The sequence below is a fragment of the Micromonospora sp. NPDC005161 genome, assembly GCF_053599855.1.
On the sequence record NZ_JBSFYQ010000024.1, the window covers coordinates 76,945 to 101,748 of the forward strand.

20 protein-coding genes and 1 pseudogene are annotated in these 24,804 nt (G+C 70.2%); 10 read left to right on the top strand and 11 right to left on the bottom strand.

Going from position 1 to position 24,804, the window contains the following annotated elements; genetic code table 11:
- Positions 1–21: 21 nt before the first annotated feature.
- The 4 genes from ACWD5O_RS22475 to ACWD5O_RS22490 form a co-directional block, all read right to left on the bottom strand.
- A complete protein-coding gene (locus ACWD5O_RS22475) occupies positions 22–741 on the bottom strand; it encodes a response regulator transcription factor (RefSeq protein ID WP_354964164.1) in 720 nt (239 codons plus the stop codon).
- Positions 738–2,075: a sensor histidine kinase gene (locus tag ACWD5O_RS22480; protein WP_450086444.1), complete on the bottom strand. Its 1,338-nt coding sequence runs from the start codon at positions 2,073–2,075 to the stop codon at positions 738–740. The genes ACWD5O_RS22475 and ACWD5O_RS22480 overlap by 4 nt, the downstream gene beginning before the upstream one ends.
- A gap of 132 nt (positions 2,076–2,207) precedes the next feature.
- A complete protein-coding gene (locus tag ACWD5O_RS22485; RefSeq protein ID WP_450086445.1) occupies positions 2,208–3,155 on the bottom strand; it encodes a permease prefix domain 1-containing protein in 948 nt (315 codons plus the stop codon).
- The gene (locus ACWD5O_RS22490; protein WP_450086446.1) at positions 3,152–3,493 is read right to left on the bottom strand and encodes a PadR family transcriptional regulator; all 342 of its coding nucleotides are present in this window, start codon (positions 3,491–3,493) and stop codon (positions 3,152–3,154) included. Before ACWD5O_RS22490 ends, ACWD5O_RS22485 begins: the two co-directional genes overlap by 4 nt.
- Before the next feature lie 234 nt (positions 3,494–3,727).
- Here ACWD5O_RS22490 and ACWD5O_RS22495 point away from each other — a divergent pair, with 234 nt between their 5' ends.
- Complete coding sequence (locus ACWD5O_RS22495; RefSeq protein WP_450086447.1) at positions 3,728–4,909, top strand: low temperature requirement protein A; 1,182 nt, start codon at positions 3,728–3,730, stop codon at positions 4,907–4,909.
- Between the two features lie 102 nt (positions 4,910–5,011).
- Here the strand turns inward: ACWD5O_RS22495 and ACWD5O_RS22500 are convergent, their stop codons facing one another.
- Complete coding sequence (locus tag ACWD5O_RS22500; protein WP_450086448.1) at positions 5,012–5,632, bottom strand: L-threonylcarbamoyladenylate synthase; 621 nt, start codon at positions 5,630–5,632, stop codon at positions 5,012–5,014.
- 132 nt (positions 5,633–5,764) lie between these two features.
- On the opposite strand from ACWD5O_RS22500, the gene dnaE reads away from it, so the two are divergent.
- Positions 5,765–9,295 carry a DNA polymerase III subunit alpha gene (gene dnaE, locus ACWD5O_RS22505; protein ID WP_450086449.1) on the top strand — a complete coding sequence of 1,177 codons (3,531 nt, stop codon included), beginning with the start codon at positions 5,765–5,767 and terminating at the stop codon, positions 9,293–9,295.
- Positions 9,296–9,319: 24 nt separating this feature from the next.
- Here the strand turns inward: dnaE and abc-f are convergent, their stop codons facing one another.
- On the bottom strand, positions 9,320–10,957 hold the full coding sequence (gene abc-f / locus ACWD5O_RS22510; protein WP_450086450.1) for a ribosomal protection-like ABC-F family protein: 1,638 nt from the start codon (positions 10,955–10,957) through the stop codon (positions 9,320–9,322).
- A 267-nt stretch (positions 10,958–11,224) separates the two neighbouring features.
- On the opposite strand from abc-f, the pseudogene ACWD5O_RS22515 reads away from it, so the two are divergent.
- Positions 11,225–11,616 (top strand): annotated as a pseudogene (locus ACWD5O_RS22515) (type II toxin-antitoxin system RelE/ParE family toxin).
- Entirely contained in the window at positions 11,616–11,930 is a 315-nt protein-coding gene (locus ACWD5O_RS22520; protein ID WP_354964173.1) for a transcriptional regulator, read from the top strand. The pseudogene ACWD5O_RS22515 and the gene ACWD5O_RS22520 overlap by 1 nt, the downstream one beginning before the upstream one ends.
- A 168-nt stretch (positions 11,931–12,098) precedes the next feature.
- Here the strand turns inward: ACWD5O_RS22520 and ACWD5O_RS22525 are convergent, their stop codons facing one another.
- Together ACWD5O_RS22525 and ACWD5O_RS22530 are read right to left on the bottom strand one after the other, a co-directional pair.
- Positions 12,099–12,794: a response regulator gene (locus ACWD5O_RS22525; RefSeq protein WP_450086451.1), complete on the bottom strand. Its 696-nt coding sequence runs from the start codon at positions 12,792–12,794 to the stop codon at positions 12,099–12,101.
- A complete protein-coding gene (locus tag ACWD5O_RS22530) occupies positions 12,791–14,377 on the bottom strand; it encodes an ATP-binding protein (RefSeq protein WP_450086452.1) in 1,587 nt (528 codons plus the stop codon). Before ACWD5O_RS22530 ends, ACWD5O_RS22525 begins: the two co-directional genes overlap by 4 nt.
- Positions 14,378–14,477: 100 nt before the next feature.
- Between ACWD5O_RS22530 and ACWD5O_RS22535 the strand changes: the two genes are divergently transcribed.
- Positions 14,478–15,869, top strand: coding sequence for a cation:dicarboxylate symporter family transporter (locus ACWD5O_RS22535; protein ID WP_450086453.1), 1,392 nt, complete (start codon positions 14,478–14,480; stop codon positions 15,867–15,869).
- A 192-nt stretch (positions 15,870–16,061) separates the two neighbouring features.
- The gene (locus tag ACWD5O_RS22540; protein WP_450086475.1) at positions 16,062–16,382 is read left to right on the top strand and encodes a hypothetical protein; all 321 of its coding nucleotides are present in this window, start codon (positions 16,062–16,064) and stop codon (positions 16,380–16,382) included.
- Positions 16,383–17,089: 707 nt separating this feature from the next.
- Here the strand turns inward: ACWD5O_RS22540 and ACWD5O_RS22545 are convergent.
- Entirely contained in the window at positions 17,090–17,329 is a 240-nt protein-coding gene (locus ACWD5O_RS22545) for a winged helix-turn-helix domain-containing protein (RefSeq protein ID WP_067313483.1), read from the bottom strand.
- A gap of 418 nt (positions 17,330–17,747) precedes the next feature.
- On the opposite strand from ACWD5O_RS22545, the gene ACWD5O_RS22550 reads away from it, so the two are divergent.
- Positions 17,748–17,966 carry a flavin reductase gene (locus tag ACWD5O_RS22550; RefSeq protein WP_450086454.1) on the top strand — a complete coding sequence of 73 codons (219 nt, stop codon included), beginning with the start codon at positions 17,748–17,750 and terminating at the stop codon, positions 17,964–17,966.
- Positions 17,963–18,136, top strand: coding sequence for a hypothetical protein (locus tag ACWD5O_RS22555; RefSeq protein WP_450086455.1), 174 nt, complete (start codon positions 17,963–17,965; stop codon positions 18,134–18,136). The genes ACWD5O_RS22550 and ACWD5O_RS22555 overlap by 4 nt, the downstream gene beginning before the upstream one ends.
- A gap of 128 nt (positions 18,137–18,264) precedes the next feature.
- On the opposite strand, the gene ACWD5O_RS22560 is transcribed toward ACWD5O_RS22555, so the two are convergent.
- Both ACWD5O_RS22560 and ACWD5O_RS22565 read right to left on the bottom strand, forming a co-directional pair.
- Positions 18,265–19,368 (bottom strand): hypothetical protein, encoded by a 1,104-nt coding sequence (locus ACWD5O_RS22560; protein WP_450086456.1) that lies wholly within the window; start codon positions 19,366–19,368, stop codon positions 18,265–18,267.
- 150 nt (positions 19,369–19,518) lie between these two features.
- A complete protein-coding gene (locus tag ACWD5O_RS22565; protein WP_450086457.1) occupies positions 19,519–20,100 on the bottom strand; it encodes a hypothetical protein in 582 nt (193 codons plus the stop codon).
- A 319-nt stretch (positions 20,101–20,419) separates the two neighbouring features.
- Here ACWD5O_RS22565 and ACWD5O_RS22570 point away from each other — a divergent pair, with 319 nt between their 5' ends.
- Positions 20,420–22,465 carry a protein kinase domain-containing protein gene (locus ACWD5O_RS22570; RefSeq protein WP_450086476.1) on the top strand — a complete coding sequence of 682 codons (2,046 nt, stop codon included), beginning with the start codon at positions 20,420–20,422 and terminating at the stop codon, positions 22,463–22,465.
- Positions 22,466–22,567: 102 nt separating this feature from the next.
- A complete protein-coding gene (locus ACWD5O_RS22575; protein WP_450086458.1) occupies positions 22,568–24,754 on the top strand; it encodes an FUSC family protein in 2,187 nt (728 codons plus the stop codon).
- Positions 24,755–24,804: the final 50 nt, after the last annotated feature.

The following is a 24,804-nucleotide window of genomic DNA, read 5'->3' on the forward strand; positions in this document are numbered from 1 at the left end:
CCACCGTGCGGCGGACGCCGGTCAGCCGCCGGGGCGGACCACCCCGTTCTCGTACGCGAAGACGACCGCCTGCACCCGGTCGCGCAGACCGAGCTTGGCCAGCACCCGGCTCACGTGGGTCTTCACCGTCGCCTCGCCCAGGTGCATGGCCGCCGCGATCTCCGCGTTGCTCGCCCCGGCGGCGAGCAGCACCAGCGCCTCCCGTTCGCGCGGGGTCAGCTCGGCCAGGGCGGTTTCGGCGTCCGGCCCGTTGCGGGCGGCGCCGGTCGGATCGCCGGGGCGGGCGAAGGTGGAGATCACCCGGCGGGTGATCTCCGGGGCGAGCAGGCCGTCGCCCCGGGCCAGCACCCGGATCGCCTCGACCAGCTCCTCCGGGGTGCCGTTCTTGAGCAGGAAGCCGCTGGCCCCGGCCCGCAGCGCGGCGAACAGGTAGTCGTCGCGATCGAAGGTGGTGAGGATCAGCACCGCGGGCGCTGCGGGCCCCTCTCCGGTGATCAGGCGGGTGGCCTCCAGCCCGTCCATTCCGGGCATCTCCACGTCCATCAGCACCACGTCGGGACCGGTGGCCCGGGCCATGGTGACGGCGCGTGCGCCGTCCGCGGCCTCGCCCACGACCTCGATGTCGTCCTCCACCTCGAGGATGACCCGGAAGCCGGTGCGGACGAGGTGCTGGTCGTCGGCGAGCAGCACCCGGACCGGCCGGCCGACGTCTGGTGCCTCGTGGGCTGGTGCGGTGCTCATGCCGAGCGCTCCGCGCCGGCCGCCAGCTGATGCCCGTCGCTCGGCTCCCGCTGCCTGCCGACCGGCGGGTCCGCCGACGCCGCCAGCGGGAAGCGGGCGCGTACCCGCCAGCCACCGCCGACACGCGGCCCAGCCTCCAGGTCGCCGTCGTGCGCGGCGACCCGTTCGCGCATCCCGATCAGACCCAGCCCCAGGGCGTTGGCCATGCCGCCCGCCCGTCCGTCGTCGGTCACGTCGACCTCCATCTCCCGGGCCAGGTACCGGACCCGCACGTCCAGCAGGTCCGCTCCGGCGTGCTTCAGCGTGTTCGTCACCGCTTCCTGCGTCACCCGGTAGGCCGCCTGCGAGACCGATTCGGGCAGCGCGACCGGGCCGCCGTACACCCCGAGGGTGGCCGTCAGTCCCGCGGCCCGGGCTCGCTCGACCAGCTCGCCGATCCGTTCGACGCCGCCGGCCGCCGGCGACTCGGCGTCGGCGCCGGCAGAGGTCCGCAGCACGCCGAGCATCCGGCGCAGCTCGTCCACGGCGGTGCGGGCGCTCTGCTCGATGGCGGCCAGCGCCGTGCGGGCCTTGCCCGGGTCGCGGTCGAACACCCGGCGGCAGGCGGACGCCTGCACCCCCATCACCGACACGTGGTGGGCGACCACGTCGTGCAGTTCCCGGGCGATCCGGACCCGTTCGCCGAGCACCGCCCGCTCCCGGGACTCGGCCTGCGACCGGCGCAGGTCCTCGGCCTGGGCGCGCAGCTCATGCTCGCGCCGCGCGGCCACCCAGGCGGTCTCGCCGAAGAAGTACGCGAATCCGAAGACCAGCACATTGACCAGTACGCCGGTGACCATCGCGGCGAGTACCGGTGGCACCGGACCGGCCGCGTCAGCGAAGGCATCGGGCGGGATGTGGTCGATGGTCACCGCGTAGTAGATCCCCAGCCAGACGAACATCGTGGCGATCACGCCGATCCGCAGCCGGCGGGTCAGTTGATGGTCCTGCCCCCAGGCGCCGACGGTGTAGATGGCGCAGAACAGGGCCCAGGAGGAGAACTGGGTCTCCGGGGCCGACCGGGCCTGCGCGGCGATGAACGCCACCGCGACGATCAGCAGGGTGGCGGCCGGCCGGCGCCGTCGCCAGATCAGCGGCAGGGTCACCGCGACGGTCCAGAGCAGCTGCTCCGGCCAGGACGGCGGCGGGCCCAGCAGGAACGCCCCGGCGCTGCGGGCCAGAGTGAGGCTGACCAGCGCCAGCAGCGTCACCCCCAGCCCGAGCCAGAGATCGATTCGGCGCTGCTCCGGTGTCGGGCCCGGGCGGCGCCATTCGTCACGCTGTGCCACGGTCATCCCGGAACGATGCCACGCCGGCCACGCCGGCCGCCACGGCCGCTCGCCGGGACGTACGGCGGTGACGTGGTTTGGCGGACGGGCGGCGGCCCGGCGCGGGGGTCCGCACCGGGCCGCCTGGTCGGCTGCTGCTCATGCCGTCTGGCGGCGGGTCTTGACGGCGGTGTCGATGAGGTCCCAGACCAGGACCACGGCCACGCCCACCGCGATGAAAGCGCCCAGGCTGTTCCGGTTGTCCGCCTCCGCCAGCCAGCTCAGGCGCTCGGCCAGGGCCGGGTTGAGCAGCCGGTCAGAGAGCGCCAACCACAACACCGGCACCGTGAACGCCAGGTTGAGCAGCGCCTTGGTCCCGAACAGGGCCCAGTTCCAGCGCCCGATCCGGTACTTGACGATCTCGAAGATCACGGTGGCGGCCAGTACCCCGATCAGGGCCGGCAGCCAGAACGACCACAGGGCCGGGTCGAGGATCGGAATGTTGTCGCCGTCGTTGCCGTGCACCCAGGACTGGTAGTGCTGGAACGGCAGGTAGCCGATGGTGAGCACCAGCATGGCCACCGACGCGATGGTGTCGACGAGGGAGACGTCCTTGTGCACGGGGACGTCGGGCAGTTGGTCGACGGTCCAGTAAGGCAGGCCGGTGCCGGGTTGGGCGCGTTCGATGAGGGCGAAGGTCAGGGTGAGCCAGAAGCCGATCTGCACGCCGACTTGGAGGGCGGTGACGATGCCGGTCCCGATGGCCCCGAAGCCCTTGCCCTCCGTGACCTGGACGACTGTCACCACCGTGCCGACGAGCGCCGGGATGAAGCTGAGCAGCAGCTTCAGCAGCCGCAGCCAGACCAGGTAGTACGTCGGGCCGATGAGCTGCAACCGGCGGTCGGCGTACTGCGCGGCCAGGAGGTCCGGGTTGCCCAGCTCAGTGAGCACCTCCCGCTCGGCGGTGGTGGGTTCCTGGCCGCCGCCGGCCCGGTCCTCGATCATGTCCTCGATCGAGGCGCGCAGCTCGCTGGCGATCTCGTCCCGGCGAGGGGTGGGAACCGAGCGCAGAGTGGCGGCGAGATAGCGGTCGGTCAGGGTGTTCATCGGTCCACTCCTTGGATCAGTCCGGTGATGGAGGTCTGTACGGCGGCGAGGTCGTCAAGGAGTCGGCGCAGCATCGACTCGCCCTCGTCGCTGGTCCGGTAGAACTTGCGCGGCCGGCTCTCCTCGGTGTTCCACTCGCTGGTCAGCAGGCCCTGGTCCTCCAAGCGGCGCAGCAGCGGGTAGAGCGTGTTGGCGTCGACCGGGAAGCCGTGGTCGGTGAGCCGTTGCAGCAGTGCGTAGCCGTAGTCCGGTCGGCGCAGCGCGACCAGGCTGGCTACCACGACGGTGCCTCGACGCAGCTCCTGTAGGTGCGTCCGTAGAACGTCCTCGCTAACCATGTGTCACACCATACTGTGTGGCACACACTGTTGTCTACAGCAATAACATCGTGTTTGCCGGTGCCCCTTCGAGCGGCCGGAGGGTGCGGGTGCGGTCGCTCGCCGTCGCGGTGCGGGCGAACGCGCCCGGTGGCGGTCCCTCGGATGTGAAGCTGTCACCGTGGCGGAGAAGCGCCGTCAGGCCGTGGTCGCGGCGCCGCCCGCCGGCCGCCGGGTGGGCGGGAGTACGAGCGGATGCCGGTGACGCGCGGCCCGCGCCGGCCGCTGACCCGCGCGGCGGAGGGGCCGCAGCGTGCGGACCTGCTGGAGCTGTTCTTCGACCTCGCCTTCATCGCCAGCCTGACCCTGGCCTCGCAGAAGATGGCGGCCGAGCAGACCTGGACCGGCATCGGCCAGGCGCTGCTCGCCCTGTCGACGCTGTGGGCGGTGTGGGTGACCACGACGTTGATCACCGACACCTACAGTCCGCGGAAGCAACCGATTCCCTACCTGATCCTGGGCATCATGTTCGGCGTCATGCTGATGTCCGCCGCGCTGCCGACGGCGTTCCGTGACCACGGACTGGTCTTCGGTGGGACCTGGGCCGCGATAAACCTGGGCCGGGGGCTGGTGCTCATCCGGTCCCTGCGCGGTCGGCAGGGGCAGGAGCGCTCCCTCCGCGCCATGGTCTGGAACCTCTGCTCAGGGACCCTCTGGGTGGTCGGCGGCCTCGTGGCCGACCCCGGGTGGCGGCTCGTCGTGTGGCTCGCCGCGCTGGCCGTGGACTACATCGCGTTCGGGTTCCGTTTCCCCATCCCCGGTCGGGCGCCCCTGCCGAGGTACCGGGTGGCGCCGGAGCACCTCGCCGAGCGGTACCAGCAGATCTACATCCTCACCCTGGGCGAACTCGTTCTGGTCAGCGTCCTCAGCCTGAGCCACCAGCCCTTCACCCCCGGTCGGATCGGCGCCTTCGGCACCGCGTTCCTGACGGCCGTGGTGCTCTGGTGGAGCTACGCCCAGGGAGCGGGCGCGACGCTCCGCAGCGCCATCGAGGCGTCACCGCACCGGGCGCGGCTGGTGCAGACCAATCCGTACGCCCACTGGCTGATGGTGGCCGGTGTCGTGTGCACGGCCGCCGGCGTCGAAGGGATCATCGCGTTGCCGGAGGACCGGCCCGGCAGCCCCATGACCGCACTCATCCTGGGTGGCGCCGGGCTCTTCCTCTGCGGTCGGGCGGTCCTGGAACACGAGGTCTACGGGCGGGTGCCGCTGTCCCACGTTATCGGTGTCGTCGCGGCGATCGCCCTGGCGCCGTTGGCGGCGCACCTGCCCGGGCTGGCGCTGGGCGTCGCCGCAGCCCTGGTGCTGCTGGGGGTGGCGGCCGGCGAACTGTTCCGCGCGCGGCGCCGATCCGCCCCGGAGGCGGTGGCATCCTGACACTGGCTTCGACCGCGAACCGGCGCGCTAGCGGACCACCACCCTGATGGTGTGCGCCCGTCCACCCGCGTACGGTCCGGCACCCGATCCGAGCCGGGCGCCCTACTCGAAGCGGGACGGGTCCCCGGCGCCCCGGCGCAGGATCTCCGGCTCCGGCCCGGACAGGTCGACCACGGTCGTCGGCTCCTTGCCGCACTCGCCGGCGTCGAGGACCGCGTCGAGCTGGTGGTCGAGCCGCTCCTTGATCTCCCACCCCTGGGTCATCGGCTCGTCGTCGCCGGGCAGGGTCAGGGTGCTCGACACGAGCGGCTCGCCCAGCTCGGCCAGCAGCGCCTGGGTCACGGTGTGCCGGGGTACGCGGACACCCACGGTGCGCTTGCGGGGATGCAGCATCCGGCGGGGCACCTCACGGGTGGCCGGCAGGATGAAGGTGTAGCTGCCCGGGGTGGACGCCTTCACCAGGCGAAAGACCGAGTTGCTGATCTGGACGAACTGGCCGAGCTGCGCGAAGTCCCGGCAGACCAGCGTGAAGTGGTGCCGGTCGTCGAGGTGGCGGATCTGGCGGATCCGGTCCAGCCCGTCCCGGTTGCCCAGCTGGATGCCGAGCGCGTAGCAGGAGTCCGTCGGGTAGGCGACCAGCCCGCCGCCGCGGATGAGGTCGGCGACCTGGCCGATGATCCGGGGCTGCGGGTTCTCCGGGTGCACGTCGTAGTACCTCGCCATCCTCCGAGACTAGCCGTGGGGGAGACGAGGGCCACCCTCGGCGCGGACGGTGGAGCCGCCGAGATCACCTCGGTAGGGTAGGTCCCGGTCGGCTCCGACCACCAAGATCCAAATCGCCGGGGGGCGCCACGCATGGCCGATTCGTTCGCGCATCTGCACGTGCACACCGAGTACTCGATGCTCGACGGGGCGGCCCGGCTCAAGGACCTGTTCGCCGAGGCCAACCGGCTCGGCATGTCGGCGGTGGCGATCACCGACCACGGCAACATGCACGGCGCGAACGACTTCTACAAGCAGGCGATGGCCGCTGGGATCACCCCGATCCTCGGCGTCGAGGCGTACGTGGCGCCCGAGTCGCGCTACCACAAGGCGCGGGTCAAGTGGGGTCGGCCGGAGCAGAAGAGCGACGACGTCTCCGGCAACGGCGCGATCACCCACAAGACGATGTGGGCGAAGAACGCGCAGGGCCTGAAGAACCTGTTCACCCTCAACTCGCGCGCGTCCATGGAGGGGCACTACATCAAGTGGCCGCGGATGGACATGGAGTTGATCGCCGAGCACGCCGAGGGGATCATGGCCACCACCGGCTGCCCGTCCGGCGCGGTGCAGACCCGGCTGCGGCTGGGCCAGTTCGACGAGGCCCTCAAGGTCGCCGCCAGCTACCAGGACATCTTCGGCAAGGACAACTACTTCGTCGAGATCATGGACCACGGCCTCTCCATCGAGAGTCGGGTCCGTGAGGGGCTCACCGAGATCGCCCGCAAGTTGAACATCCCGCCGGTGGTCACCAACGACTCGCACTACACGGTCGAGGAGCAGGCCACCGCGCACGACGTGTTGCTCTGCGTGCAGACGGCCAGCAACATCGACGACCCGAACCGGTTCCGCCTCGAGGGCGGTGGCTACTTCATCAAGAGCGCCGACCAGATGCGCGCGGTCGACTCCTCCGAGCTGTGGCAGCAGGGCTGCCGCAACACCCTGCTGGTCGCCGAGAAGGTCGACCCGACCGGGATGTTCGAGTTCCACAACCTGATGCCGCGCTTCCCGGTCCCGGAGGGGGAGACCGAGGAGACCTGGTTCCGTAAGGAGACCTTCGCCGGGCTGGCCCGCCGCTACCCGAACGGCATCCCCGAGGGGCACGTCGTCCAGGCCGAGTACGAGCTGGGCGTCATCAACCAGATGGGCTTTCCGTCGTACTTCCTCGTGGTCGCCGACTTCATCCAGTGGGCGAAGAACCAGGGCATCGCGGTGGGTCCGGGCCGAGGTTCGGCCGCTGGCTCCCTCGTCGCGTACGCGCTGGGCATCACCGACCTGGACCCGATCCAGCACGGCCTGATCTTCGAGCGGTTCCTCAACCCCGAGCGCGTCTCGATGCCCGATGTCGACATCGACTTCGACGAGCGTCGGCGCGGCGAGGTGATCAAGTACGTCACCGACAAGTGGGGTGAGGACAAGGTCGCCCAGATCGCGACCTTCGGCACGATCAAGGCGAAGGCCGCGATCAAGGACTCGGCCCGGGTGCTCGGTTTCCCGTACGCGGTCGGCGACCGGATCACCAAGGCGATGCCGCCGGCCGTGATGGGCAAGGACATCCCGCTCACCGGCATCTTCGACGCGAAGCACCCGCGCTACGCCGAGGCCGGCGAGATCCGCGGCCTGTACGACTCCGACCCGGACGTCCGCAAGGTGATCGACACGGCCAAGGGCATCGAGGGGCTGATCCGGCAGACCGGCGTGCACGCCGCCGGCGTCATCATGTCCGCCGAGCCGATCATCGAGCACATCCCGTTGATGCGCCGGGACGCCGACGGGGCGATCATCACGCAGTTCGACTACCCGACGTGCGAGTCCCTCGGGCTGTTGAAGATGGACTTCCTCGGCCTGCGCAACCTGACGATCATCGACGACGCGGTCAAGAACATCGAGCTCAACCACGGCACGAAGCTCGACCTGCTGGGCCTGCCGCTGGACGACCCGGCCGCGTACGAGCTGCTGGCCCGTGGTGACACCCTCGGCGTGTTCCAGCTCGACGGTGGCCCGATGCGCTCGCTGCTGCGGTTGATGAAGCCGGACAACTTCGAGGACATCTCCGCCGTCCTGGCGCTGTACCGGCCCGGCCCGATGGGCGTCGACTCGCACACCAACTACGCGCTGCGCAAGAACGGCCTCCAGGAGATCACGCCGATCCACCCGGAGCTGGAGGAGCCGCTGCGGGAGATCCTGGCACCTACCCACGGCCTGATCGTCTATCAGGAGCAGGTGCAGCGCGCCGCGCAGATCCTCGCCGGTTACACCCTCGGCCAGGCCGACCTGCTGCGCCGGGCGATGGGCAAGAAGAAGAAGGAGATCCTCGACAAGGAGTTCATTCCGTTCCGGGACGGCTGCCGCGAGCGCGGCTACTCCGACGAGGCGATCCAGGCGGTCTGGGATGTCCTGGTGCCGTTCGCCGGGTACGCCTTCAACAAGGCGCACTCCGCCGCGTACGGCCTGGTCTCCTACTGGACCGCGTACCTCAAGGCGCACTACCCCGCCGAGTACATGGCGGGGCTGCTCACCTCGGTTGGTGACGACAAGGACAAGATGGCCCTCTATCTGTCCGAGTGTCGCCGGATGCGTATCCAGGTGCTGCCACCGGACGTGAACACCTCGGCCGGGCCGTTCACCCCGGTCGGCACGGACATCCGCTTCGGCCTGGCCGCGGTGCGCAACGTCGGTGCGAACGTAGTGGCCTCGATCATGCGCTGCCGGCAGGAGAAGGGCGACTACACCGACTTCTACGACTTCCTGTCCAAGGTGGACGCGGTGGTCTGCAACAAGAAGACGATCGAATCGCTGATCAAGGCGGGTGCCTTCGACTCGATGGAGCACCCGCGCAAGGGCCTGCTCGCGGTGCACGCGGACGCCATCGACGCTTACGCCGACGTCAAGCGCAAGGAGGCGGTCGGCCAGTACGACCTCTTCGGCGCGGGCTTCGGTGACGCCGACACCGGCAGCACGACGGTGATGCCGACCATCGGCGACAGCGAGTGGGACAAGCGCGACAAGCTGGCCTTCGAGCGCGAGATGCTCGGCCTGTACGTCTCGGACCATCCGCTGTTCGGCCTGGAGCACATCCTCGGCGCGGCGGCCGACACCACCATCGCCTCCCTCGCCGAGGACGGCGCGGTGCCGGACGGCGCGGTGGTCACCCTCGCCGGCATCCTCTCCGGGGTGCAGCGCCGGGTCACCAAGCAGGGCCGGGCCTGGGCCTCGGCGACCCTGGAGGACCTGGCCGGTGGGGTGGAGACGCTGTTCTTCCCCAACACCTACGAGGTGATCGGGCAGTACATCGCCGAGGACGCCATCGTGGTGGTCAAGGGGCGGGTGGACCGCCGCGACGACACCCCACGGATCATGGCGATGGACATGTCCATGCCGGACGTCAGCACCAGCGCCACCAACAAGCCGGTCACCCTCACCATCCCGGTGCACCGGTGCACGCCGCCGCTGGTGGAGCGGCTCAAGGAGACCCTGGTGCTGCATCCCGGCGACACCGAGGTGCACGTCAAGCTGCTCAACGGCGGCCGCACCACCACCCTGCGGCTGGGTCCGTTCCGGGTGGCGGCGACGACCGCGCTGATGGGTGACCTGAAGAGCGTCCTGGGCCCGGCCAACGTGAGCTGACCGGGCCCCGGGACGCCGCCGGGCTCAGCCCCGGTCGGGGGCCGCGATCTCGCGTAGCTGGCCGTCGGCCAGCCGCAGCCAGCGCTGCACGCCGATCTCGGCGAGGAACCGCTCGTCGTGGCTGACCACCACGAACGCGCCCTGGTACGCGCTCAACGCGCTCTCCAGTTGGGCGACGCTGACCAGGTCCAGGTTGTTGGTCGGCTCGTCGAGGAGCAGCAGTTGCGGCGCCGGTTCGGCGCAGAGCACGCAGGCGAGGGTGGCGCGCAGCCGCTCGCCGCCGGAGAGCACCCCGACGGGCAGGTTCACCCGGGCGCCCCGGAACAGGAACCGGGCGAGCAGGTTCATCCGCTTGGCGTCCGGCAGGTTCGGCGCGTACGCGGCGAAGTTCTCCGCCACCGTGCGGTCTAGGTCCAGCAGGTCCAGCCGCTGCGACAGGTACGCGATCCGCCCGTCGGCCCGTTTGATCTCGCCGCCGGTCGGTTCGAGGTCACCGTTGACGAGGCGTAGCAGGGTCGACTTGCCGACGCCGTTGGCACCGGTGAGCGCGATCCGCTCCGGCCCCCGGATCACCAGATCGGCGCCGTCGCCACCGAACAGCTCCCGGTCGTCGAAGCGGGCCCGCATCCCCTGACCGGAGAAGACCGTGCGCCCGCCCGGGACGCTGGTGTCCGGCAGGTCGACGGTGATCCGGTCCTCCTCGCGTACCGCCCGCCCAGCCTCGTCGAGTCGGGCCTTGGCCTGACCGAGCCGCGCGGAGTGCGTCTCCTGTGCCTTGCCCGCCGACTCCTGCGCACTGCGCTTGAGCCCGCCGGCCACGATCCGGGCCAGGCCGGCGTTCTTCAGGTTCTTGGAGGCGTTGCTGGCCCGCCGGTCGGCCCGCTCCCGGGCCTGCTGCATCTCCCGCTTCTCCCGCTTGACCTCCTGCTCGGCGTTGCGCAGGTTACTCTCGGCCACCTCCCGGGCGGCCTGCACCGCCTCGGTGTACGCGGTGAAGTTGCCCCCGTACCAGCGGATCTCACCGCGGTCCAGCTCAGCGATGCGGTCCATCCGGTCCAGCAGTTCCCGGTCGTGGCTGACCAGCAGCAGGCAGCCGGCCCAGTCGGTGAGGACGTCGTAGAGCTTGTGCCGGGCATCCAGGTCCAGGTTGTTGGTCGGCTCGTCGAGCAGCAGCACGTCCGGGCGTCGCAGCAGCTGGGCCGCCAGGCCGAGGGAGACCACCTGGCCGCCGCTGAGGGTCTGCAACCGCCGGTCGAGCTCCAGGTCACCGAGGCCGAGCCGGTCCAGCTCGGCGCGGGTGCGCTCCTCGATGTCCCAGTCGTCGCCGATCGTGGCGAAGTGTTTCTCGCTGGCGTCGCCGGCCTCGATGGCGTGCAGCGCCGCGATCCGCTCGGCGACGCCGAGTACCTGGGCCACGGTCAGGTCGCCGGCCAGCGGCAGCGTCTGCGGGAGGTAACCGAGCACCCCGTCGACGGTGACGCTGCCGCCGCTGGGCCGCAGCTCCCCGGCGATCAGCCGCAGCAGCGTGCTCTTGCCGGCGCCGTTGGGCGCGACCAGGCCGGTGCGACCGCCCGGCACGGTGAAGGACAACTCCGAGAAGACCGGGGTGTCGTCCGGCCAGGAGAAGGACAGATTCGAGCAGACAATGAACGCATCAGACATGCGAGTGACCTCAAAGGGTGGGGTGGGCGCGCCAGAGCCGCCCGACGACAAACGGGGACCGGTGGAACGACGACATGGCCACGGCAGCCGCGCACACGCGCGCCGAACCGATGGCCGAACACATCCGGTCTCACCCGGAGATGTCGTCGTCACCCGCCATGTCTGGTCTCCCTGGTCGTTCGTTGACACCCAACTCCGCCGATTCTAACAACGGATCAGACCTGCTCGTCTGAGGACGCCATGTATAGGCTGAGCTATAGTTTTCCTATGTCTCATGAGCCGCCACGTCGTTGGGCGATCAGGACGACAGCGGACGTCCGCGACTGGTTGCGATCCCTGCGCCACGGACCCCGCGACCTACCGGTCGGTCAACGTGGCGATTGACATGCTTGCGGAGACCGGTCCGGGCCTGGGGCGTCCCCTGGTCGACACCCTCAGAGGTTCGAGCATCAGCAAACCTCAAGGAACTCCGGCCGAGATCTGGAAGGGACGTCGCCGTTCGGGTGCTGTTCGTCTTCGATCCCTGGTCCCAGGCAGTGCTGTTGGTTGCTGGCAACAAGGCAGGAGATTGGAATCGATGGTACGAGAAAGCGGTTCCGGTCGCTGAGATTGCGTACGAGGGCTGGCTTGCCTTTGAGAGGAAGCGGAGGGAGGGCTGATGAGCGAATTCCATGACTGGGACGACATCCGAGCTGAGCTGCACGACGGGGACGATGAAGCGCTCGATGCGGAGCGTGCCCGCACCGAAGCGTGGATCAGTGCATTCCATCTTGCTGAGGAGCGGAAGCGGCTGGGTCTGACCCAGCGGCAGGTGGCCGAGCTGATGGGCGTCACGCCTGGTCGAGTCAGCCAGATCGAGAACGGCGACCTGGAGGCCAACGAGGTTGCGACGCTGAGTCGGTACGCGCGAGCGCTCGGGGCCCGGATGCGGATCATCTTCGACTACGGCGATGACCTGCGTCAGATCGCCTGACCCTGATCCGGTTGCCAGGAAACGTCGAAGAGACGAAGGCCGTCGTGATCGGCGAAGTCGGCGTAATCCTTGCCGTGGAACGTCGCCAACGGTGGCCGGTCGACCAGACAGCACGCCGCACGTCGCGGCCGGTTGTCACGGTGGCGCAATTGGTTTGTCGGCCGGGGCTCACCTTGGCCGGTACTCGACCTCGGGGCGGCCGGGGGTGCCGTAGCGGGGGTGGCGCGCGGCCCGGTCGACGGTGACCAGGTACTCCAGGTAGCGGCGGGCGGTCACCCGGGAGATGCCGGTCAGCGCGCTCACCTCGGTCGCGGACAGCCCCACCTCCGCGCGCGTCGGGTCGGTGAGGGCGGCGCGTACCCGCTTGAGGGTCTGCGCGTCCAACCCCTTGGGCAGGCTGTGCCCGGTCGTGCCGCGCAGGGTGGCGAACATCTGGTCCACCTCGTGCTGGGCGGCCACCTCCCCGTCGGCGAGCGCCTGGGCGCGGTAGTCGGCGTAGCGCTCCAGCTTGTCGCGGAAGGCGGCGAAGGTGAACGGCTTGAGCAGGTAGTGGGTCACGCCGAGGGAGACCGCGGTGCGTACCACCGCCAGGTCCCGCGCCGAGGTCACCGCGAGAATGTCGACGCTGCTGCCGGCCGCGCGCAGCGCCCGGCAGACGTCCAGGCCGTGCAGGTCAGGCAGCCGGAAATCGAGGAGTACGAGGTCCACGTCGCCGCCGTCGTTGGCTTGCAGCGCCGCCATGGCCGCCCGCGCGGTGTGCGCCACCCCGACCACGACGAAGCCGGGAACCCGTTCGGTGTACGCCGTGTGCGCCTCCGCCAGCAGCGGCTCGTCCTCGACGACGAGCACCCGGATATCGGTCACCGGCGCACCCCGACGACCGGCAGCCGGACGGTGAACAGGCTGCCGCCGTCGTCCGAGCGGCCCACCTCGGAACGACCACCGTGCCGGTGGATCACCTGACCGATCAGGGCCAGGCCGAGGCCACGGCCGGTGCTCTTGGTGGACCAGCCGCGCCGGAACGCGTCCGCCACCCGATCGGGCGCCAGCCCGGGGCCGCTGTCGGCGACCCGTACCACCAGTTCGTCGTCGACCGCGCCGACGAAGACCCGCACCCGGCGGGGCGCCGGCGTACCGGCCACCGCTTCGAGGGCGTTGTCGAGAAGGTTGCCGACCACCGTGAGCAGATCGTTGGTCGGCAGCGGGCTGTCGTCGAGCCGGCAGTCCGGTTCGATCACCAGGTCCACACCGCGCTCGCTGGCCTGCGCCGACTTGCCGAGCAGCAGCGCGGCCAGCGCCGGCTCGGTCACCGCGCCGACCACCCGGTCGGTCAGCTGCTGAGCGAGGGCCAGGTCCCGGGTGCCGAGCCGCACCGCCTCGTCGGGACGGCCCAGCTCCACCAGGGTCAGCACGGTGTGCAGCCGGTTGGCCGACTCGTGGGTCTGCGCCTGCAACGCCTCGGTGAGCGCACGTACCGAGTCCAGTTCGCTGGCCAGGGTCCGCAGCTCGGTCTGGTCGCGCAGGGTCAGCACCGTGCCGAGCACGGCGCCCTCGAACCGGGTGATCCGCTGGTTGGCCACCAGCACCCGGTCACCGGCCAGGACCGGCTCGTCGAGGGCGTCCCGCCCCGAGTCGAGCAGCTCGGCCACCGCCGGTGGCAGGTCGACCCTGGCCACCAGCTGGTCGATCACCGCCGCGTCCGCGTCGAGCCCCAGCAGCCGGCGGCCCTCGTCGTTGATCAGTGCCACCCGGCGGTCGGTGGTCAGCACGACGAGACCCTCGCGCACCGAGTGCAGGACCGCGTCGTAGTACTCGTACATCCGGGTCATCTGGGCCGGCCCCAGGCCGTGCGTCTGGCGGCGCAGCCGGCGGCTGAGCAGCCAGGAGCCGGTCGCGGCGAGGGCGAGCGCCGGCGCGGCGACGCCCAGCAGCACCGGCAACTGCCCGAGGAGCTTGCGGTTGATCGCCGAGGTGGTGATGCCCACCGAGACCAGGCCGACGATCCGGCGCTGGTCGTCGTACACCGGAACCACCGCGCGCACCGACTCGCCGAGCGTGCCGACGTTGGTGACGGTGAACGGTTGGCCGGCCAGCGCCGGCGCGATCTCCCCGACGAACGGCTGGCCGATCAGCTCCCGGGTCGGGTGCGAGAAGCGGGTGCGGTCCGGGGCCATCACCACCACGAAGTCGGTGCCCGTCGCGAGCCGGGTCGACTCGGCGTACGGCTGGAGGGTGCTGGCCGGGTCGGCGGTCGCGAGGGCCGCGCGGACGTCGGGGGAGCGGGCCACGGTCTGCGCCACCGCGAGCACCTCCTCCTGTGCCGCCTGCCGGGCGTCGCTGCGGGCCAACCAGACGGCGCCCGCCGCGCCGGCCAGCACGAGCAGCGTCACCACCACCGCCTGGAGGGCGAACAGCTGCCCCGCGATGCTCCACTGACGCTGGGCCACCTCCACCACCTCCTCGTTGCGCCGGTGCCGTTGCTGCTTCCGCGGTGAACAGAATGACCGCAAGGCTGTCAACGGGTGAGACGCGCTTCACATTGTCGACATGGACTCCACCGCAACCACCACCACACCGGCGCCGCCGGTCCGTCGGGACCGTACCCGTTACCTCTACCTGGCCGTCATCGTCGCCGTGCTGGCCGGCATCGTGGTCGGCCTGGTCGCCCCTGATTTCGGCAAGGAACTCAAGCCGATCGGCACCGGCTTCGTCAACCTGATCAAGATGATGATCAGCCCGGTCATCTTCTGCACCATCGTGCTGGGCGTCGGCTCCGTCCGGCAGGCCGCGAAGGTCGGCAAGGTCGGCGGACTCGCCCTCGGCTACTTCCTGACCATGTCGACCGTCGCGCTCGCCATCGGCCTGGTGGTCGGCAACCTCATCCACCCCGGCTCCGGCCTGGACCTGGGTCAGGACCTCGCCGGCGCGGGCAAGGCCGCCGCGGGCGACGAGGCCGGGGGTACGGCGGACTTCCTGCTCGGGGTCATCCCGACCACGCTGCTCTCCGCGCTCACCGAAGGGGAGGTGCTCCAGACGCTGCTGGTCGCTCTGCTGGTCGGCTTCGCCGTACAGGCCATGGGCCGGCGCGGTGAGCCGGTGCTGAGCGCCATCGGCGTCATCCAGCGGGTGGTCTTCAAGGTGCTCGCCATGATCATGTGGCTGGCGCCGATCGGCGCGTTCGGTGCCATGGCCGCCGTGGTCGGCGCGACCGGCGTGGACGCGCTCAAGAGCCTCGCGCAGATCATGGTCGGCTTCTACGCGACCTGCCTGATCTTCGTGCTGGTCGTCCTCGGCGCGCTGCTGTGGTTCGTGGCCCGGATCTCGATCTTCTCGCTGCTGCGGTACCTCGGCCGGGAGTTCCTGCTGATCCTGTCGACCTCGTCGTCGGAGTCGGCGCTGCCGCGGCTGATCGCCAAGATGGAGCACTTCGGGGTGAGCAAGCCGGTCGTGGGCATCACGGTGCCGACCGGGTACTCGTTCAACCTGGACGGCACGGCGATCTACCTGACCATGGCGTCACTGTTCATCGCCGACGCCATGGGCAAGCCGCTGTCGATCGGTGAGCAGATCTCGCTGCTGCTGTTCATGATCATCGCTTCCAAGGGAGCGGCGGGGGTCACCGGCGCCGGGCTGGCGACGCTGGCCGGTGGGCTTCAGTCGCACCGGCCCGACCTGGTGGACGGGGTCGGTTTGATCGTGGGCATCGACCGGTTCATGTCGGAGGCACGGGCGTTGACGAACTTCGCCGGCAACGCGGTCGCGACCGTGCTGGTGGGGACGTGGACCGGGGAATTTGATCGGGATCGGGCGGTTGAGGTGCTGCGCGGCGACGACCCGTTCGACGAGGCCACGATGCTTGACGAGCACGACAACGAGGACGAGTCGGCGTCGTTGCGGGCTGCCGATGAGGCGGCCACGCCGGCAGGGGTGCCGGCCTGACCTCGCGATCAGGAACATCCCAGGGGTCGCGTTGGCCGAGCGTAGGCGCGACCCCTGGGTTATCGCTTAGGCAGGTGAAAGGCCACTCCCCGGAAACGGGAGGTGGCCTTGCTGCTGTCGTACAGCAGTCTTGTGAAGCAATCGCGGTTGTTGTGTGCGGGTGCTACCGGGAGGGTGGTGACCGTGACGGACATGCTGAGGGTCCAGGACCTGCGCCAGGCGTGCGCAATGCTGCTGGGCGTAGTGGAAGAGCGGTTCGGGCCGGAGATCGACCTGTCGGACGTCGGTGTCGATGCCTACTGGAACGTCGACCTGCGGACCGCGTTTGAGGTGAGGGAGGCACCGGCGATCGATGTCGGGCAGAGCAGCGACGACATCGCGGAGCTGCGTGCGCTGCTGCGCCGTCCGGCGGACGACGTGCCGGTGCTCTGGCACGACCTGCAACACCTTGCTGGAGCGCTGCGGCTACTGGCCTATCTCGACCTACCAGCCACGGAAGCCGACGGGAGCTGAGGTCAGCCGCTGTGACTGGTGCCGTCTGGGAGCTCACAGGGTGCCGGGGTCAGCGGCCGAGGGTGCCGTGCGGCCATCCAAAGACACGGTCGGCGGTGACACCTCGGAGGTTGGCCCCGTCCCACCAGACCCCGGTCACGTCCGTGTGCCCGTACCCCGGATTACATGCCTGAACGTTGGTGAACGATGAAGGACGCGGACGCCAGCCTACGACGTGTTGGGGCAGGTTGATGCGTCCGGGTCGTTCCCTGAGGGTGAAGTTGCCATTGCGCAAAGAGGTACATGGCTGTTGCTTTCAGCCATTAGCAGCAGCGTGTAGCGGTGCGCGCCGCAGTTCTTTCTACCTCATGACGCTCGCCTCAAGGTACTGCTGGACGTACCGATGCCTCACCATCGGAGGTGTGCTCATGGATGAGGACACTGGGGGCCACGCTAAACCGTATTTATTGCAACTTCCGCAAACCTCGCGAACTTTTCTGCCGAACGGTTTCGCCTTAACTGTTTTCTCAACTTCGATTCTCTGGCCGTCGCTATTAATCAGCCAGCCGGAGTCTGTTCTGTCGAAGAGGGATGCGCCGAAAACCTTGCGCCAACTCTCGGGCAGAACGTGTTCCGCCGTGATGTTGCTGGTGGACTGGCAGAAGAGGCAAACCGTGGGTAGGCGGGTGGCCATGGAGTTACCTCGCTTCTCGCCAGATGGGTGGTCGCTACTCGGCGACGAAGACTCCCACTCCCGGCAGGGTCTCGGTCATCCCCTTGATCCGTAGCACCTGCATGGCGCGGTCGATGACCGGCTCCGTGACGCCGTAGTGCTCGATCAACTCTCGCCGACTGGGCAGCTTCGAGCCGGGCGGGAACTCGCCGGTCGCGATGCGTTCGGCAAGGTCGTCGGCGATCTGCTCGTAGCGGTAACGCGGTGGCACGGTGTTCCCCTCGGTTGGCAACACGAGTAGACCACCTACGTCAGCCCTTGACTACCCAACGGTAACTGTGGGAGGTTGCCGAGGAGGTCATCCCCTCGGTTGGCGCTGTCGGGCCGTCCTCACCGGCGTGGACGCCCGTCGCATCCCCCGCGTTCGGGCGTCCACGCCTTCAGACAGTTGCGGCACGAGGAGGATGCGGTGCTCCCTTCGGCTTGGCGACCAGTGCCACCCGAGGACCAGGCGCGAGCGGCAAACTGATGAAGCGGGTGTCCTACGACGAGTACGTCCTGGCGGCAGCGCTAACCCTCGCCCGACGCCACCGGCCCGTGTGGTCCTGGCGGTACTGGCGACGCATCTGCCGCTGCGGCGCAAACCTGCCCTGCCAGAGCCGTCACCGCATCCCGATCAACCGCGGCCACTGGCCCAGCCAGGACCACCCGCGATGACCCCTCACCACGCGGTCAAGCCAGCATGGACGTGCGGCGACTGTGCGGGCGAGTGGCCCTGCCAGAGCCGGCGGCGGGAGCTGCTGGCCGAGTACGACAAGGCTCCGGTGTCGCTCGCCCTCTACCTGGCAGCCCAGTTCGTGGACGCCACCCAGGACTTGGCCTCTGTCCCTGCCGGCCACCTCCACCACCGATTCCTCAGCTGGACCCGATGAGCATCCTGCGACCCGGCGATGAGAAGTTCCACTACAGCGACGGCTCCCACAAGTGGATCCCGCCAGGCCCCGACTACGACCAGGAGGTCTGGGACGAGCAGGTCCGCCAACACAAGCACGGCCACCTGCGAAACGAACGAGCCAAGATCCGAATCCAACGCCTCGTCTGACGCCAGAAGCACAGCAGCGAAGTGCAGTAGCCGTGCCAACCCAGCCGAGCCGAAAGGCGTCAGCAGGTCGTCTGACCTCGTATCAAGCCGGAGGACGGCCGCCCCGCCGAGAATTCACACCGAAGCGGTCACTCCATCACGGCTGAGTGGTTGGTTGCGGTAGACGAGACACGTTCCACCGGGGGAAGACTCCACAGCAGGAGCTGGAACGGGTCCTCGCCGCAGGTGAGCCAGGTGCCGTCGCCGAGGGCCATCGGGCTCTCTGAAATGGGCATCGAGTACTCGACCCGACCGAGCACGTCACCCTGCGACGCGTCGACGAGCCAATGCTGCGGGCGACCGTACTCCTCGTCGTTCTCGTCGGCGCTCGCGATCACCGTGCGGTCGTCGACGAAGCCGCACTGGTAGTCCCAGTAGGGCTCCTCCGCCGTGTCCGACGGTTGTTCCGAGGGGGGCTGAAGCTGGTCGGCGGCAACCTCGTGCAGCACCGCCCCGTCGGGAAGCCGATGGACCGCCAGGTCTCCCTGATGGTGGGCGACCGTGAGCAACAGTTTCCCGGACGGGCTGACGTCGATGAGGGAACGGTCGTCATCCCCGATCGAGGTGACGGTGAGTTGGACGCCGTCCCACCGGCCCCACCGCAGCGGGACACCGTCCTGGCCCTCGCCGATGCTGATGCCCATCTGGCCGGGGTCGGGGTGGGGAACGTGGTCGGAGCCGGCGGCTGCGGTGTCGGTCGAGGCCCGTCCCAGGATGCGACCGTCGGTGGCATCGATCACGAGCCACTCCTCGTCGTACTCCGCCTCCGCGTCGTCGGGCAGAGGGGTGCGTACGTGCGCCCAAACCGTCGAGCCGTCCCCGCTGATCGCGCACGAGCCCCGATCGGGATAGCGGTGCTCGTCGGTGCCCGCGTACTCCTCGTAGGACTCGTGGAGCGACGAGCAGGGGGAGCCCCAGCACGCGTGCCGCACACTCCAGCGCAGCGTGCCGGTCTGGTCGACCGCGTGCAGAGCGTGCTGGCCGCTGAAGACCGCCAGGTCGAGGGTGGGGCTCACCGCATCGACCCCGCCCGCCCCACGCGGCCATGGCGCCGGGAACCGCGCGGCGGGAGTGTCGTCGCCGCTGAGGAGCCGGTCGAGGTCGTATGCCAACAGCTCGTCGTGCCGGCGGATCACGACGAGCCGGCGATGCGGCCACCGCTGGACGGCGGGAGTGTCGGCGGTGCTGGCCATATCGGGTACGCGAGGGGCGTTCGACGGCATCCGGAAGGACGTTACGAGGTGAGGGGTGAAGCGCACCGGAACATCCTGCCAGGATGCGCCGCCCCACCACGGCTCCGGAGCGTCGTGGTCATTGGTCAGCTGCTTTCAGACGGCCTGGGGCTACGGCGTGTTGGTTTCGTCGCAGGGACGGCCGATGCCGAGGTTGACTCGGTCCTGCCGCCCGTCCGCCCGGACGATGAGCGGTAGGCAGGTGGCTCGTGCAACCCACGTGCCGCCGACGAAGGCCATCCACTGAGGTTGTCCCTCCGTGGGCGCGCAGGCGTGCACCCGGGCGGTCGCCGCAGGCGTTCCCGAAGCGCCCCATCCGATCCGGGCGTCGTCTTCCCATCCGGGCGCCACCTGAAGGTCAACGACAGTTCCGGCGCGTACGACCAATCCCCATTTGGCGAATAGCCGAGCTGCTGGATCGGCCTCGCCCGATTCCTCCGCGGGCAGCACCGTGCGGCCCGGCACCGCCGCATTCTCGCCCACGAGCCGATAACCCTCCGGTGGCGTGGGCATCGCCGCTGCCGATGTCGTGCACGGCGTCTCACCGCTGCTTCCGGCCGTTGCCGTGGCCGCGCCATCGACAGACGGCGTGGCAGGGCGGCTGGAGTCGCTCGGGGGCGTGCAGGCAGTCAGCGTCACCATCAGGAACGTGAGGCCCCAGCGCAGGTTCGGCCTGGTCCAGATGCCCTGCATGGGCCCCGGTCCGCCCGGGGGCCGTGCCGTACGGGTCTCGACGGGATTCGAGTTCATTCGATATTCATATCAGATTGCCGATGTACGCATTGGTAACATCGCGTTGGGCGACAGTGGGCGTGCAATAGTGGAGTTGTGTCGGAATGGTCCAGTGGAGGGCCGCCGAAAGCCGCGTGTGACATATCCAACTGTCGCTTTCCACCTGTCGGGAAGAATTGGGCACGTAATGATCGCCGGGTACCTTCCTGTCGTGCCCGACACCCCTCGACAGTTGATTGCCAATCGCTACCGGCTGGTACGTCCGCTCGGACAGGGCGGAATGGGCCGTGTGTGGCAGGCCCGTGACGAGATGCTCCAGCGGGACGTGGCCATCAAGGAGTTGGTGGCACCGCCCGGTCTGCGTGACGACGAGCGTCGGGAGATGCGCGAACGGTCCATGCGCGAGGCGCGGGCCGTCGCCCGCCTGGGCCATGTCAACGTGGTACGCGTCTTCGACGTGCTGCACTCGGGCGACGACCCCTGGATCGTGATGGAGCTCGTCCCGTCCCGTTCCCTGCACGAGGTGCTCGAATCAGAGGGTCCGATGCCGGTGGCCCGCGCCGCGCGGATCGGGCTGGGTGTGCTGGGCGCGCTGCGGGCGGCACACCAGGCCGGCGTGCTGCACCGCGACGTCAAGCCGGCCAATGTACTGCTCGCCGACGACGGCAGGGTGGTGCTGACCGACTTCGGTCTGGCCACCCTCCCCGGCGACCCGCGCATGACGCAGACCGGCATGGTGCTCGGCTCGCCCGCGTACCTCGCACCGGAGCGGGCCACCGACGGCGACGTCGGCCCCGCCGCCGACCTCTGGTCACTCGGCGCCACCCTCTACGCGGCGGTGGAGGGACGTACCCCCTATCAACGCTCGTCCCCGATCGCCACGCTCGCCGCCCTCGCCACCGAGGCGCCACCACCACCGCCGCAGCGAGCCGGGCTGCTGAACCCGCTCCTCGAAGGACTGCTGCGGCGGGAGCCGGCTCAGCGGATCAGCGCCGAGGAGGCGGATCGCCTACTGCGCCGCGCCGTCGACCCGGACGTTCCGGTCGCCCGGATCAACACCGGCGACGATTCTCGTCCGCAGATCGTGCCCGAGTTCGTCACCGTCGGGTCCGGTCCGCCAGCGTCACCGGCCGTCCCCGACGCGCCTGTTCCAACGCCGGTCCGCAGGCGTCGGGGTCGGCTGATCGGGTCACTCGCCGCTGCCCTGCTGCTCGTGTCGTTGGTGAGTGCGGCGTTGGTGAACCGCGGATTGTCCGGCGGAGCGGGTGACCGCCAGGTGGCGATGCCGACCGCGAACCCGTCGCCCATCGCCGAGACGCCGGTGTCCAGGGTGCTGCCACCGCCGCCCGCCGGCTGGCACTACCACCGCGACGATCCGCGCTTCCTCGTACCGGTGCCGGACGGCTGGCAGCCGCGGCGAAACGGTGAGCGGGCCGAGTTCCGCGAGCCGGACGGCAGCCGCGTGCTCGTCGTCGACGAACTCCGCAGCGTCCCGGCGGACCTGGCCGCCGAGCTACGGGCGCGGGAGAAGGCGGAACGCAAGCGGTACGCCAAGTACCGGCAGGTCCGGCTCGCCGCGCTGCGCTACCAGGCGCGGGCGGCCGAACGGGAGTGGACGTACACCGCCGAGGACGGTACTCCGATGCGCGCGGTGAGCCGCGCCTTCGTCGGTCACAACGGCCACGCGTACACGATCGGCTGGACCACCTCGGCGGCCGAGTGGTCGGCCAGCGCGGGTGTCTTCGCGCTGATCACGGATGGTTTCCAGGGCCTGCCCGTCACGGGCGGCTCGCCGTCGAGATCAGCCGGCCCACCGCCGTCCGGGGACGCGGGGCAGTCGTCGCCGCGGTCGGGCAGCGGCGCGACGACCGGCCCGGGGAATCCGGCGCAGCAGCCGTCGGCACCGCCAGCGCCCCCGTCGCCGACGCCGACCAGCACGCCGACCGGGAAGCAGATCGTCGGCTTCGCCAGTGACCGCTGCATCGACATCCCGGACGGCAACGCCACCGCCGGTGTTCGACTCCAGATCTGGGACTGCCGCCGGACCGCCAAGCAGCTGTGGACCTTCCCGGCGGACGGCACGGTCCGCTCGATGGGCAAGTGTCTGGACGTCGCCGGCCACTCCACCGAGAACGGGGCCGCTGTCCAGCTGGCCGACTGCACCGGCGCGGGGTCCCAGAAGTTCACCCTGAACAAGGCCCACGACCTGGTGAACACCAGGGCGGACAGGTGCGTCGACGTGCTCGACCAGAACCCCGACAACGGCGCCCGCCTGCAGCTCTGGCAGTGCAACGGGCAGGCGAACCAGAAGTGGCGGGCCAGCTGAGCGCTGACGCGCGCTATTCGGCGCGAAACCCGCCGCCACCGGGAGGCTCCATGGAAAATGGTGGGCCGGGGAGGGCGCTGCGACGAACCCGGGGGAGCAGGCGTGCTCGGAACCAGCCTCCTGGGCCGGCTTCGCAGCCGTGACCCGGGGGATGCCGTCCTGCGGCGCGCGGCACGCCTGACCCTCGTCGCGTCCGTCGTCTTCTACGCCTGCCGCTACGGCGCGGGCAGCCCGATGCTCGCCACGTACGGTCTGTTCGGCGTGGTCGCCGCCGGGTCGTTCGCGCAGCTGCCCGGTCCGGCGCCGCAGCGGGCGCGGATCCTCGTCACGTCACTGCCGGCGGTCTGGGCCCTGATCGCCGCGGGCTCGCTGCTGGCGTGGAGCACCTGGGCGGCGGCCGGCGGAATGCTGGTCATCGGGTTCGTCGTGGCGTTCGCCGGAGTCGGCAACCCGCGCCTGGTCGGGCTGGCCAGCGCGTTCCAGCTCTTCTACATCCTGGCGTCCTTCCCGCCGTACCAGCCGGACACCCTGCCGGGGCGGCTGGCGGGGGTCACGCTCGCCGTCGTGCTGCTCGCGGTGGCCGAGGTGTTCCTCTGGCCCGATCCGGTGCCGGTCACCTACCGGCAGCGTCTCGTCGAGGCCACGGGTGGCGTCGCGGCGTTCCTGGAGGCCACCGCCGCCCTGTTGACCGATCCGCGGGGCGGTCACGGCGGTCGGGACACACGGCGCGAGCGGGCGTGCGACGCGGTGGCTGGCCTCGCGTTGGGTCGCAATCCCCCGGAGTGGGCACCCACCGCGGCGGGCGCTCGGGACCGGGCGTTGCGAATCTGCGCGGCGGCGTTGCGGGAGGTGCTCGCCGAGGCGGACCGGTTGGCGGCGGACGCGCCGCCGGAGCCGATCCCTGACCTAGCCGCGGCGCGGCTGCTGAGCTCGTGTGCCGAGACGACCCGTGCCGCTGGCGGGAGCCTGTCGCCGGGTGCGCCGCCGGTCGACCTCGGCGACCTGGACGCCGCGATCGGGCGGGCCGAGAGGGCGTACCCCGTTGGAGAGGGCAACGACCGCCACGCGCCGGACGTGCCCCGGTTGTGCCGGGACGCGACGGCGCTGGCCCTCGCCGACCAGGTACGGGTTCTCGCCGTCGGTGCCCGGGTGGCCAGCGGGTCACGGCTCGAGGGCGAGGAGGTCTCGGGGCAGTTCGAGTACGCGCGGCATGGCCCGTGGACGCTGTACTGGCGACAGTTCCGCCTCCACCTGGCGCCCCGATCCGACTACCTGCACAGCTCGCTGCGGCTGGCCGTGGCGCTGGCCGTCGCGCGGGTGGCCGCCGGGGTGTTGTCGCTCACCCACGGCTTCTGGGTGCTCCTGGCGACTCTCACCGTCCTGCGCACCTCGGCGGCGGACACCCGCACGGCGCTGCGGCCCGCCGTGCTCGGCACGATCGCCGGTGTCGTCGTCAGCGGCGGGCTCCTGCTCCTCGTCCAGGAGCCCATCGTGTACGCCATCGCGTTGCCGTTCACCCTGATGCTGGCCTTCGGCGTGGGCCGCCTGCTGGGGCCGGTCTGGCAGCAGGCCCTGTTCACCCTGCTGCTGACGTTCGTCTTCGCCCAGCTCGCCCCCGAAGGATGGCGACTCGCCGAGGCCCGCCTGGTCGACGTCGTGCTCGGCGCCGTGATCGGCGTGGTCGCCGGCATCGCCATGTGGCCGCGCGGCGCGAGCCGCGACCTGCGGCGCAACGCCGCCCGCTACCTGGAGGCCAGCGCGGACGCGGTCGACCAGACCATCCGGGCGGTGCTCGGCGGCCCTCGGCCCGACCAGGCTTTCGAACGGGTCCGCAGGAGCATGGTCCTCGTCGACTCGTCCTACTGCCAGTACCACACGGAGCGGCCCGACCCGCCGAGCCGGCGCGTGGACTGGGACGCCGTCCTGGCCGCTGGGCACCGCGCGGTGCCCGCCGCCGAGTCGTTGCTGCGGCGCAACCCACCCGGCTGCCTCGCGGGCTGGCCCGCGGTGGCGCCGTTACTACGGGACTCCGCAGGTCAACTGCGATCGGAGTACGACGATCTCGCCGACGAGGTCGCGCACGGCCGGCCGTCGGGCCCGCTGCCCCCGCCGGCTGACTGCGTCGACGAACTCGACCGGATCCGCCCTCTGCTGGGTGCGGTCGGCTCCCAGTCCTCGATCCGGCATCTGGTGGAGGTCGACCGTTGGCTGGCCGGTCTCGCCGACAGCCTCTCCCGGATCCACCCGCCGGGCGGCGGTGACGTGTCCGGCCGAGGTGGGAAGCCGTGACGGCTCAGCCCGTTGGGGCGGCAGGATGTTCGTGAGCGTTATACCTCAGA